The organism is Achromobacter sp. 1014246743 (genome assembly GCF_059760725.1).
Genome location: NZ_JCBANA010000014.1, coordinates 20789 through 33393, shown reverse-complemented (window position 1 = coordinate 33393; position 12605 = coordinate 20789). Strand labels below are relative to the sequence as shown.

At 65.0% G+C, this 12605-nt stretch carries 8 protein-coding genes; 4 read left to right on the top strand and 4 right to left on the bottom strand.

Annotated features, from left to right (window positions below; all coding sequences use genetic code 11):
• Positions 1-13: 13 nt before the first annotated feature.
• Complete coding sequence (gene proA, locus AC6LJ2_RS08250; protein ID WP_498151162.1) at positions 14-6052, bottom strand: anti-phage protein ProA; 6039 nt, start codon at positions 6050-6052, stop codon at positions 14-16.
• Positions 6053-6338: 286 nt separating this feature from the next.
• Here proA and AC6LJ2_RS08245 point away from each other — a divergent pair, with 286 nt between their 5' ends.
• From AC6LJ2_RS08245 to AC6LJ2_RS08235, 3 genes are all read left to right on the top strand, one after another.
• The gene (locus tag AC6LJ2_RS08245; RefSeq protein ID WP_498151161.1) at positions 6339-7109 is read left to right on the top strand and encodes an extracellular solute-binding protein; all 771 of its coding nucleotides are present in this window, start codon (positions 6339-6341) and stop codon (positions 7107-7109) included.
• Positions 7110-7243: 134 nt separating this feature from the next.
• Positions 7244-8176 (top strand): hypothetical protein, encoded by a 933-nt coding sequence (locus tag AC6LJ2_RS08240; RefSeq protein ID WP_498151160.1) that lies wholly within the window; start codon positions 7244-7246, stop codon positions 8174-8176.
• Between the two features lie 199 nt (positions 8177-8375).
• The gene (locus AC6LJ2_RS08235; RefSeq protein ID WP_498151159.1) at positions 8376-9209 is read left to right on the top strand and encodes a DUF3800 domain-containing protein; all 834 of its coding nucleotides are present in this window, start codon (positions 8376-8378) and stop codon (positions 9207-9209) included.
• Positions 9210-9403: 194 nt separating this feature from the next.
• Here AC6LJ2_RS08235 and AC6LJ2_RS08230 read toward each other — a convergent pair whose 3' ends face one another.
• Both AC6LJ2_RS08230 and AC6LJ2_RS08225 read right to left on the bottom strand, forming a co-directional pair.
• Positions 9404-10018 (bottom strand): hypothetical protein, encoded by a 615-nt coding sequence (locus tag AC6LJ2_RS08230; RefSeq protein WP_175216863.1) that lies wholly within the window; start codon positions 10016-10018, stop codon positions 9404-9406.
• A gap of 185 nt (positions 10019-10203) precedes the next feature.
• Positions 10204-10803, bottom strand: a complete 600-nt coding sequence (locus AC6LJ2_RS08225) for a nitroreductase family protein (RefSeq protein WP_175190910.1) — start codon at positions 10801-10803, stop codon at positions 10204-10206.
• Between the two features lie 39 nt (positions 10804-10842).
• Here AC6LJ2_RS08225 and AC6LJ2_RS08220 point away from each other — a divergent pair, with 39 nt between their 5' ends.
• Positions 10843-11373 (top strand): hypothetical protein, encoded by a 531-nt coding sequence (locus AC6LJ2_RS08220; protein ID WP_498151158.1) that lies wholly within the window; start codon positions 10843-10845, stop codon positions 11371-11373.
• Here AC6LJ2_RS08220 and AC6LJ2_RS08215 read toward each other — a convergent pair.
• On the bottom strand, positions 11370-12605 hold the full coding sequence (locus AC6LJ2_RS08215; RefSeq protein ID WP_498151157.1) for a vWA domain-containing protein: 1236 nt from the start codon (positions 12603-12605) through the stop codon (positions 11370-11372). The two genes, AC6LJ2_RS08220 and AC6LJ2_RS08215, sit on opposite strands and share 4 nt — an antisense overlap.

Genomic DNA, 12605 nt, shown 5'->3' with positions numbered 1-12605 from the left:
AAGGATTGCAGCCTCAACCCCCCCGCAGTATCCCCGCCGCATCGCCGATGCGCCCTTGCGCGGCCAGCATCGACACCGCCTGGCCGATCCGGATTTCCGCGTCCATCAAGGTCCGGGACAAGCCCAGCAGCCGGCACACGGACCTGATCACATCCGCCTTGGGCGCATTGCCGGTCATGGTCATCACCTGCAGCACGCCGTTGGCCAATTCCTGCAGGCACACGTCATCGATCCGGCGACGCGAGGCCTCGTCGTCACCCGCGCCGCGAAAACCGGTCCAGGCATCGGGTTGCACGCCGGTGGGCCAGTAGTAGGTCACATCGCCCTCGCGGGTTTCGGCCACATCGGCGGGCGTCAGGCTACGCAGGCGTTCCACGATGCGCACACCCGTGCGTTCCAGGCCCCAGGCGCGAGCCACCCGGCGGTGCAGCACGGCTTCCGGGATCGGGCCCTCGGTGTCGATGACCTGGCGCAGCGCGTCGGTCAACCGCGCGTTGTTGGCCCGCGTGTAGAACGCGTCCGCTTCCCCCGGCGGCACATCGGCCACCTGGTAAGGCGCGATATCGCCCACCCGGTCGATCAACGGCGCCGCGCCGGTCGACGCGCCGGACAGCGACGTCGACGTTGACGCCCCCGACCATTGCGCCGCGCCTTCTTCCGTCGTGATCACGAATTCCGCACCCTCGACAGACGCGTCGTCGTCGGGCGGCGCGTCGTCGGCGGCGGCTTGATCCACGTCCCGCTCCAGTTCCGCCTCCAGGCGCGCCAGCAGTTTTTCCACTTCGCGCTCGGGATTGATCCACCAGTCCGTGGACCAGACCCGGTGCAGGCGCCACCCCAACCCTTCCAGCACCACCTGCCGCAGGCGGTCGCGGTCGCGCGCGGTGGCGCCGGAATGATAGGCGCGGCCATCGCATTCGATGCCCAGCAGGTAACGGCCCGGGGCGCGCGGATCGACCACGCCCATGTCGATGCGGTAGCCGGAGCAGCCCACCTGCGGATGCACCACCCAGCCGCGTTCGCGCAGCACCTTGATGACCTGGGTCTCGAACGGACTGTCGGGCTCGCGGCCCGTGGGCAGCGATTGCTCGACCAGCGCGCGCGGGCCCTTCAACGCGAATTCCAGGTAGTGCTTCAAATCGCGCACGCCGGCCGCACGCACCCGCGACAGGTCGATCTGCTCGGGCAACAGCGTGCTGTAGATCACCACGCCTTCGCGGGCCCGCGAAATGGCGACGTTCAGGCGGCGGTGGCCGCCTTCGCCGTTGAGCGGGCCGAAATTCATGGTCATCTTGCCGGCCGCATCGGGGCCGTACGTGATCGAGAAATAGATCACGTCACGCTCGTCGCCCTGCACGTTCTCCAGGTTCTTGATGAAGAGCGGTTCGCGCGACTGCGCCGAAATGGCCTTGTCCAATTCCGCGTTGGCGCGGCGGCGGGCATCCAGCAACGTTTCGATCAATGATTGCTGCGGCTGGTTGAAGGTGACCACACCCAGCGTCTGGCGGCGGCGCGCCTTGTCCAGGTAATGCTGTTCGATGCCCCGGACAATGGCTTCGGCCTCGGCCCGGTTGGTGCGGCTGCCGCCGCGGTCGTAGACCCCGGACACGCGTTCCAGCCGCACGGCCACGTCATCGGTGACGGGCGACGGAAAGGTGATCAGCTGCGAGTCGTAGTAGGTGACGTTGCTGAAGGTGATCAGGCTTTCGTGCTTGCTGCGATAGTGCCACTGCAGCCGCAGGCGGTTCATGTCGGCGCCCAGGCATTCGTCCAGGATGCTTTCCAGGTCTTCCACCTGGCCGTCGTCGACGGCGCCGTCTTCCTCGTTGGTGGACTTGCTGAAGAAGCTGGTGGGCGGCAACTGCCTGGTATCGCCCACCACCACCAATTGCTGGCCGCGGGCAATGGCGCCGACCGAATCCCAGACGGGAATCTGCGAGGCCTCGTCGAACACCACCACGTCGAACTGCGAATGGCCGGCGTCCAGGTACTGCGCCACCGACAGCGGCGACATCAGCAGGCAGGGTTTCAGCTTGGGCAGCAGCGACGGCAGGCGCTGCATCAATTGGCGCACCGGCACGTGGCGGGTCTTTTTCTGCAGCTCGCGGCGCAGCAGGCCCAGTTCGCTGTCGGGGCTGACCAGGATGCCATTGCCCGCAGGCACCTTGCCCGCCAGCCGCGCGCCGATATAGGCCGACGTCAGTTGCTGGAAGCGGTCGTCGGCCTGGCGGAATTCCCGGATCTTGCGCTCGTGATCGGCGCTGGAGAACGACCGCAGCACCGGCGAGCCGTCAATGGTCTTCTTGACCCACCAGTTGCGATAGCTGAACTCGAAATGGGACTCGACCTGCGCCAAGGGCACGCGGCCTAGCTCCAGCGACGCCACCAGGCCCTGCAATTGCAGCGCGATGGCCTGTCCGCGGGCCTGGCGCCACACGCACCAGGGCATCAGGTATTGCTTGTTGTGGCGCCAACCGGCCAGCACGGCCTGAATGCGCTCGAGCGCGCCGTTGTCGTCGCCATGGCCTTGCAGCGGCTCGACGGGTTGAGCTTGCGACTGCACCGCGGCCAACGCGTCCTGCAGGACGCGCCAGGCATTGCGCGCGTCCAGCAAGCGCCTGCCCAATGCGGCGCCGGGCTGCAAAAAGGCGCGATTCTCGCCCACCAACGGCTGCAGCCGCGTTCGCAGGTCGGTTGCCGCAGACGGGTCGCCCGCCATGAGCGTGACCGCCTCGGCGAAACGTTCAGCCCATTGTTCATGCCGCCGGACCTGTTCCCAGTCCGTGGCCAGGCCAGCGTAGTCGTCCTGCAGCAGGCGCTGTGCGTCGGCCTGCAAGGCCGCCAGCGCCTGGTCTCCGGCATTGACCTGCGCCAGTGGGTCCAGCACGGCGTTGATGGCGCCGTCGTCCGGACGCTGGCCGTCGACGCGCAGCAACGCCAGGCGCTTGCGGATACCGCGCTTGGCAAATGCCGACTTGGGCCACCAGGTGGCGCAGGCGGCCTGCCATTGCGCCTTCAACCCCTTCGCATCCAGGTCCGCCAACGACGCATTCCATTGCGCGCCCACCTGCGCCCACTGCGCGTTACGCGCCAGCCCATGGCGAGCCAGGGCCTGCACCCGCTGTCGGGCGGCCGGGTCGTGCGCCTGGGCGGCCAGGCCCGCCGGCACCTGTGGCGCGGCCAACAGCACGTCGATCAACGCATCCAACCGCGCATACGCGTCCAGGCTCAGGCCCGCGGCCGGCAGGCCCAGGCCATCGCCCGCGGCGCCGATGCAGGACTTGAACGCGTCCACCGCCTGGTCCAGCGCCTGGGCCGAGGCCAGCAGCGCATCCTGCCAGCTGGGGCTCCAGTCGGCCATGCCGATGTGGGCCAGCGGGTGGCCATGCAACGCGCCCAGTTCGCCGGACAAGGTCGCCATGCGCCGCGCGGCCTCGCGCAGTTGCGCCAGGTCGTCGTAGCCATGGGCCTGGGCGCCAGGCCAGTACATGGGCGACGGCTCCTGCCCGGCATGCTGGATGCTGGTGCCGATGGCGTCATACACCGTCAAGCCATTGGGATGCCGGAAATGCAACGCGTCCACCAGGCCATTGAGGTCCTGGCGCAGCACCGCCAGCCGTTCGGCCTCGCGCTCCCAGTCTTCGCTGGTGCGTTGGCCGCCCAGTTCCAGCGCCTTGCCCAACTGCTGCAACACTTCGGATTTACGCGCCTTGGACGAATGCAGTTCCAGACAGAACGGCCCCAGGCCGATGCTGGACAGGCGGCGGTGCACCACTTCCAGCGCCGCCATCTTTTCCGAGACGAACAGCACGGTCTTGCCGCTGGCGAGCAGGTGCGCGATCAGGTTGGTGATGGTCTGGCTCTTGCCGGTGCCCGGTGGGCCTTCCAGCACCAGGTCGCGGCCGGCATCGACCGCGCAGATCGCCTTCAGCTGCGACGAATCCGACAGTAGCGGCGTCATCAGGTCCTGCGGACGATAGCTTTCGTCCAACCGGTCGAAGCGCGGATCCCAGGGCGTCTGTGCAAAGGCCTGGCCGGGATGGTCGATCAGATGCTGCACCACGCGGTTGGCCTTGAGCTGTGCGCTGCGGTCCTGCAAATCCTTCCACATCAGGTACTTGGTGAACGAGAAGATGCCCAGGTGCACCTGTTCCAGCACTTCCCAGCCGGCAATCTCGCGCACCGCCAGGCGAAACGCCTGCAACACGCGGGCCACATCCACGCCCTTGTCATCGGCCGGCAACGCATCCAGGCCGGGAATGCGCAGTTCGTAGTTGTTGCGCAGCATCTGCAGCAACGTGGGGTTGATGATGGTCTCGTCGTCGTGACGAACCAGCCGGAAACCGCTGCGCACGGATTGACGCTGCAGCGACACCGGCACCAGGATCAGCGGCGCCAGGTGCGCGCTTTCCGCGCCCGGCCCCTCGGTCCAGCGCAGCATGCCCATCGCCAGGTACAGTGTGTTGGCGCCGCCCTCTTCCAGGCCCGTGCGCGCCGCGCCGAAGATCGTCAGCAGATTGGCATCCAGCGCCTCTTGCGGCACCCGCGCGATCAATTCCTGGTTGCCCAACGCTTCCAGCGCGATGTCGTCCAGCGGCGCACGGCTGCCGCGATCCACGTGCACCTGCGCCACGCGCGGGTCGCTGCCTTCCATCAGCGCCGTCGGCAATGGCCGGATGCGAAACTCGCTGCCATCGGCAATGGCGTCTTCCAGGCGTGCCAGGTCGGGCGCCACCAGCGGCAGCGTGGACTTGGTGTTCTTGAAATTCAGCAGCCGGTTGCGCAGCGTCAGGTCCAGCAGGCGCGATTTCCACTTGGCCAGGCGGCCCTCGGGGGTGTCGTCGGCAGGCTCGAGATTGATGACGAATTCGGGGTCCAGCGGCGGCAGCTCGGGCGTGGGCTCGATGGCGGCGGGCGGTTCGGCGGCCTCGGCCTCGCCCGGCACCGCCCCGACGACCCGCGACGGCAGCGGCTTGATCTGCAGTTCGCGCGCGCGATGCACATCGATGGCGTAGCGAAAGGTGTCCTCTTCGCGCAGGTGCGCCGCGCCCTGCTCCAGCGCCCGCCGCAGCGACGGCCGAAAATTCGGATGCTGGGCGATGCCGGTGGTCTCGAAGACCAGGAATTCACCGCTGTCCACGCGCTTGCGCACCGCCTGCACATCGTCGGTCAAGGGGTCTGCAAAGCACGCCGGGTGCAGCCAGACACCGACCCAGGCGTGCCCTTCCTTCATCAGGATCACCGGACGCAGGCCTGCCTGTTCCAGGCATGACGAGAACAGCATGGCCAGGTCCAGGCACGTGGCGACCCGGGCTTCCAGAATGCGGTCTGGCGTACGGATCTTCTGGCCGTCCACGCCGAACGACGCCGGCGGCTCGGCGTAATGCAGGCTTTCGGCGGCCAGCGTGCTGTAGATGGCCGACACCTGCTTCCAGACGACGTCACGGCTCTTGGACTGATAGCCGTTCAGGGTCAGCTCGGCATGCTGGCTGCGCAGCAGCCGGGCGGCCTTGCCGATCAGCACATCCACGGCCGGATTGTTCGGCATCGAAAAGGCGGCCAGCAATTCCGGCAAGGCGCGCATGCCGGCCCATTGGTCATACGCCAGCACGGCAACGGGCTGCGAGGCACGGCCCAACTCCTGAACACCGGCCGCTTGCCCGCCTGCCTGCACCACCACGTCGATGCTGGCGCGCTGCGATTCCTGCAGATCCGCCAGGTAGGCATGGTCCGGCGTCAGGTCGAGCGGCGAGATACGACGGATTTCGCCGGGCACCAGCACGTCAAAGCGCAGCCGCACGGGCTGCGCAAAGGCCGGATTGCAGCGGACATGCACCTCGATATTCTCGAAGGTGTCCTGCGAACGGTTGGTCAAACGCAAGGACCGCACGATCGGCACGGCGTTCTGGATCGAGGCGTAGCCCAGGGTCGGATCGGCCTCGATATCGACGACGATCGCGTCGCGGGCAAGCGGCTCCGGACCGGGCGGCGACACGGCATGCGCCGCGCCCTCCTGGACGGTCGGGGGTTCCAGGTCTTGTCGCTTATCCATCGCTATCTCTTGGTTTGATTCTGCCCCGGAAATATAGACCGAAATGCCAGGATGGCCGGGCTTGAGTCCGATTTTTTTAGGGGCAGAACCCAGGCTTTTGCAAGAGATCATGTCGCACTTGGAATCAATCTGCGAAAGCGGCACGCATCACGCATGGAATATTCGGGCGTGCCGCAACGTCCATACCGGTGAAGGACCCCGCGCCGCACCGGCGCCCTGTCCATTCCCCCACCCGCCGGCCGCGCGCAGTCCGGGCGCAGGCCAGCATCGCCGGAGCCTTCCCGATATGAAGTCGAACAAGCTGCTGGCCAGCGCCGTCATGGCGCTGGCATCCCTGGCCGCCCACCCTGCCTGGGCCGCGCAAGACCTGAATGTCTACGGTCCTGGCGGCCCCGCCCCCGCCATGCAAGAAGCCGCCCAGGCCTTCGGCAAACAGCACGGCATCCAGGTCAATGTCACCGCTGGCCCCACCCCGGCCTGGGCGGAACAGGCCAGGCAGAACGCCGACGTGCTGTTCAGCGGCGCCGAGAACATGATGAGCAGCTTCGCCACCGCCCTGCCCGGCGTGTTCGACCTGCGCGACGCACGCACGCTGTACCTGCGGCCGTCGGCCATCCTCGTGCGTCCGGGCAACCCCAAAGGCATCCAGGGCTTCAAAGACCTGCTCAAGCCCGGCATCAAGGTCATGGCCGTCTCGGGTGCTGGCCAGACCGGTCTGTGGGAAGACGTGGCCGGCCGCCTGGGCGACATCGATACCGTGCGCGCCTTCCGCGCCAACCTCGTCTTGCCCGAAGCCGGCAACAGCGCCCAGGCTCGCAGCCAATGGACCGACGACCCAGGCATCGATGCCTGGCTGATCTGGAACATCTGGCAAGTCTCGAACCCCGCGCTGGCCGACGTGGTACCCGTGGAAGAGCCCTACCGCATCTACCGCGATGCCGGCGCCGTCGTCACGCACCACGGCAAGGCCAACCCGCAGGCACAGGCCTTCGTGGACTTCCTGGCATCGGCCGATGGCCGCGCCATCTTCAAGAAGTGGGGCTGGAAGACGGACTGACAATGCGTGCACGCGAAGCGGAAATCAGCCGGGTCGGCGCGGCTTTCCTGACAATTTGCTGAGCACATTTACCGCTGGCCTGCGGCCGCCGTTCAGCGATAATCAGGCAACTCAACAACCGTCTGGTTTCACCGATGCGCCTGCGTTCCGCCTTGCTGCTCTGCCCGCTGATCTACGCCCTGCATGCGCCCGCGACGCTGGCGGACACCCGGGTGCAATCCCTGGACCAGGTGGCCGGCGCCATCAAGACCCAGGACGCACGCAAACTGTACGACGCCCAGATGAGCGGCGCGCCCCAGCCCGACGGCCTGGGCGCCCAACTGCCGGCGGGGTTCACCGAAGCGTTCCTGCTGCAGCAACTGGCCCCCGGCCAGAATCCCAAGCGGCTGCTGGTGGCTGGCGCCAAGGCCTGGCCGCAACGCTCCGGCTCGTTCGTCGCCCTGGTCTGCCTGGCCGCCACGGCCGAGCGCGCCGACCGACTCAAGAAATTCGGCGGCGGCGGCTGCGACAATCTTTCTCGCGATGAAGACAAGAACGAGGTCTGGCTCGGCGTGTTCGAGTCGGTCGCGGGCAGCGCGCCCAAACTGATCGCGCGCACCGAGGGCCCCGTCACCACGCAGACCGACTGGCGCGACACCGACATCGACCTGCCCATGGATCTGGATATGGCCGACGCCGGCACCCCGCGACTGGCGCCGCCCCAAAGCTGGAAACGCTTTGACCTGGCGCCCTACAAGATCGCCCCCGACACCGTGGCCTTCGGCCTGCGCGCCGGCTGGAACGAAGGCTATTCCGGCGGCGGCGCCGACTTCGAAGCCCTGTACCTGTTCCGCATCGACGGCACGACCCTGCGTGCCGTCTTCGCCCAACCCATGTCGTTCAGCAAGTCCATCGCAGGCGACTGGAACCCCGACGGCACCCGCGAACACGACGTTTCCGACGCCAGCAATTCACTGGTGATGCTGCCCGGCAAGACCGACGGCTACTTCGACATCCAGCTGCGCCAGCAAGGCGGCAAATGGAAGCGGACGTTCAAGTGGTCGGCGGCGAAGCAGGCGTACGAGTGATTGGCGGGACCGTGTCCTTGAAGTAGCGTCGATTTGCGATAGCCGAGTACCGCTGCATTGAACCAAGCGGAGCAGATCTCGGACGAACGCCTGGGTCAAACAGACAATCAGCGTGAGACACTCTCGGCAGGCTCATGGACAATTGCGTAGGTGGGCTCTTGGTACACCTTGCCAAGCCATCTATCGATCCACGCCCCACATGTCTCGCGAGCTGATTCTGTATTGTGACGAATCCGATATTTCGGGAAAGCACTTTGCCAATTTTTATGGTGGCGCACTCGTCGAATCTGTTCACCTCAACGAGGTCACTGATGCGCTGCTCAGTGCAAAAAGCACGCTCAACCTGGGCGCCGAAGTCAAATGGCAGAAGATTTCTGAGGCCTACGCGGGTAAGTACGCTGAATTGATGACCGCGACTTTTTCTTTGGTCGCAGCCGGAAAGCTGAAAATTCGCATCATGTTCACGCAAAACTACTTTGGTGCCGCGGGTCTCTCAACAGGTCAACGAGACAACAGCTTCTTTCTTCTGTACTACCAATTCGTCAAACATGCTTTCGGCCTGCAGCATTGCACCGAAGGCCAGGCACCCGCCCGTCTACGCATCTATTTCGACAAGCTGCCCGATACCGACGACAAGTGCTTGGCATTCAAGAATTATGTCTCTGGTTTGAGCCGCAGCCGCTCGTGGTGTGCCGCTGGCATCACGATTGCAGAAGACCAGATCGCCGAAGTTGACTCCAAGCAGCACGTCATCCTTCAATGCCTTGATGTCATTCTGGGATCAATGCAATTTCGCCTGAATGAAAAGCACAGAGAAATTCTCCCCGGGGCACGCCTACGGGGGAAACGCACCTTGGCGAAAGAACGCGTCTATAAGCACATCAGTGCGAGCATTCGGCAGATACACCCCAACTTCAACATCGGGATCAGTACAGGAGGAGACGCGAGAATGCGTTGGACCCACTCCTACCGACACTGGCTCTTCAAGCCCACCAATCTTGAAATCAGGCCGGAGTACGCGAAAAGAAAATGAAAAGCCCCGCGTCAGCTACATGAAGGTCCCAAGTGGAACTTGGGCGTTCGCTGAACGAAGGGCTGGTCAAAATTTACCCTAAACCATCGCACCCAGCAAGGCTACGATCGCCAGGATCGGTCAAGACATCCATATCTCAGACGCCTTCACTGGCGGGCGACACTTGAAGCATGCCGGTTCATGCAGGCCTGCCGTCACGCCGCATCCACATAATTGGGCTTACCCCCCAGGAACTGCAGCAATTCCTCGGGTTTGTCCACCGAGGCCAGCGGAATGAAATACACCTCGTCGGCCACATCCTGGCGCTGCACGGGGATAATCTGCAGATAATCCGGCGTCAGCGCGATCAGTTCGATCTTGTCGTTTTCATAATCGGATTCGAAGCGGCTGCCATTCTGTTCCAGCACGAAGCGGTCGGCATAGAACCGCGCCGTTCCCCGCAGCTTATCGGCGCCCTTGAAGATCGTCTTGCGGATCATGCGCTTGAGCACCCACTTGGGCGTAGGCTGCCCATTGCCCATGCCCTTGATGATGCGGCGCGTCTTGGCCGCTGCGATGAAGCTCAGCGCCATCAGCAGCATCACGCTGGCGAACACCGCGGTGTGGGCGCCGACCTTGCCGGTCGTCAGCTTTTCGATGGCGACGATCACGATGGAGGCCAGGAACGACCCGTGGCGCACCCAGGTCCAGGTGCGCGTGGCGTCCTTGATGACGTCCACGGCGCGCTGGCGCTGGGCCAATAAATGGGATTCCAGCGTCTCCAGCGGCAGGTCGTAGTCGGCTTGGCTGATGGGTACGGCGTCGGTCATACGGAAGAACCTTTCTTGGCGCGGGAAAAAAGAAGGATTATGCCTTCTTGACGCCTGGCTACCGCCCCCCCGGACAGACGATTTCGCGGCTCCAGGCCTGACAAATAAAAACCCGCATAGCCCAGGCAGGGCCATGCGGGTTTCAGCGTCGTTGCCGGGCGGCCAGCGCCCGGCAAGCAGCGGGATCAGCCAAATACGCGGAAGCGCTCGGCGTCGTCCATGAAGGCCTTTTCGCCGAAGCCGTTCTCGTTCGAACCGAACGGCATCTGCGCGCGCAGCTTCCAGTAGGCCGGCACATTCCACTCACGCGCAACGGCGGCGTCGATCAGCGGGTTGTAGTGCTGCAGGCTGGCGCCGACGCCGGCGTTGGCCAGCGCGGTCCAGGCCGACAGCTGGGCCATTCCGCCCGCTTGTTCCGACCACACCGGGAAATTGTCGGCGTACAGCGCAAACTTCTCTTGCAGGCCGCGCACGACGTCCTGGTCTTCGAAGAACAGCACGGTGCCCACGCCGGCGGCAAAGCTCTTGAGCTTGGCTTCCGTCTTGTCGAAGCCTTCGGCCGGCGCCACCTTGCGCACTTCTTCAATGGCCAGGTTCCAGAGCTTTTCGCTTTCGGCGCCAAACAGGATCACCGCGCGCGAGCTTTGCGAGTTGAACGAAGACGGGCTGTGCTTGATCGCGTCCTGGATCAAGGTCGTCAGTTCCTCTTTCGAGGCAGTCAGGTTGCGGCCCAGCGAATACTGCGTGCGGCGCTTCTTCAGTGCGTCGATATATGCGTTGCTCATGAGGATATGCCTTTCGACTAGTAGATAGAGGGGTTGCGAGTGAACAAATTCTACTGGCCGCAGAAGACGCCGACCACCCGCAAAGCGCACTTTTTCCCGGAACAAACTGTTCCAGTTTTAGAGCGAATGGCCGGAAGACGCATTTTCGACGCACCAGTGCATCGGCCGGGGGACATGCCGGCAGCCCGCAAGCGACGCCGCAGGCCGGGTGGCCGGCGTGAAATGGTGGCAGACTGCACTTTTGCGCACCCAGGGATCCGACCGATGCTCAAAGACCGCACCTTTCAGACAGGACTGGCCTTGTTTGCCGTCGTCGCCGGCACGCTGATCTATTTGCTGTGGCCCAAAAGCAGCGGCTACCCATCGATTGGCGGCGGCGGCTACGACTTGTCCGGCTTTGTCTACACGCTGGCCTTGCTGGCGTTCAGTGGCCTATGGACGCTGGTGACGGTGGTGGTGGCCTTGAGCCGGCGCGACGCCGTGGCGGCCAGACGCTGGAATGGGTGGTCGGCGGTGGGCGCCGCCACCTTTGTGGTGGCGATCGTGGCGTTTGGCGGCAATCTGCGTTAAGGCGCAACCCGGCCCTTGCCAGACGCTGCCGCAGGCGCCAGCATCTTGGCAGCTTCCCGGGATAGATCAACGCTCTTCTCATCCGGCTTCACGTTGCCCCAGACATACGCGCCCACCCGCGCTTGCCTGGACAGGCAGGACGCGACCGACTGCGTGCCGCTCAAGTCCACGACATTGATCCGCAACCTTGGCTTTTCCTTGGCCAGGCGTGTCGCGACGGCGCACAGGTCCTGCCCGCACGCATCGGTTCCGCCCACGAACATGAACACCAGGGCGTCGCGCTTGATGCCATCCACGGAAGCCGCCGCCATTTTCAGCCCCTCGGACAGCGCCGCCTTGCCCTCGTTCGGCGCGCCCTGCACCGTCTGCAGCAACAGGGGACGCTTCCCCGACGGAAACACGCCATGCCCTTCGGGCACGTCGCATTGGCCGGCAGGAAACGTAATCAGCTGGGTCTTGGTATCGTCCGGCAGCCCCTTGACGATGCGTTCGATCTCGCTACGGGCCAAGGCCTGACGCGACGCCCCGCCCTCCGCCATCGGCGCCTTTTTCATGCGTTCGGCCGTCTCCAGCACCACGACCAATTCGGTTGGCCACTCGGGATCTCTCGCGGGCTTGGGCTTGGGCTTGGGTTCGGGCTTGGGCTCCGGCTTGGGTTCGGGCTTGGGCTCCGGCTTGGGTTCAGGCGCAGGTTCCGGCTGGGGCGCCGGCGCAACGACCGGCGCGGGCTCGGGCACGACCACCGGCGGAACCGGCACCGTTGAATGGCGATACCACCACCACAGCGCGATCAACATGGCCGCCAGCAGCAAACCGCCCAACGCGAACCACTTCCAGCGCGAGGCGGGAGGCTCGGGCAGCGCTACCGGTACGGGCGGGGGGGCAGGATCGTCCTGCAGACGCAACAGCAAGCGTCCATCGACGCTATACAGCGTGTCCAATACGGGCTGGGTACGCAGTTTCTGGATCTGCTCGGCTTGCTCAGTCAAGCCCCGCACACGCAAGGCCTCGATCAAGCCATCCAGGGTGGCCAGGTGCGCGTCATAGGCGCGCAAGAGCGCTTGTTGCGCATCGCCGTTCAGCGCCGCGTAGGGCGTCACCATGCCTTGCTGCGACGTCCACCATTCAAGTGCACCATCGCCGCTTAACTGCGGGATGGCGTATACCGCGGCAACGCTCGGGGAAAAATGCTTGCGGATAAGCGCTATCCGCTCGCCGTAGACGCTGGACAA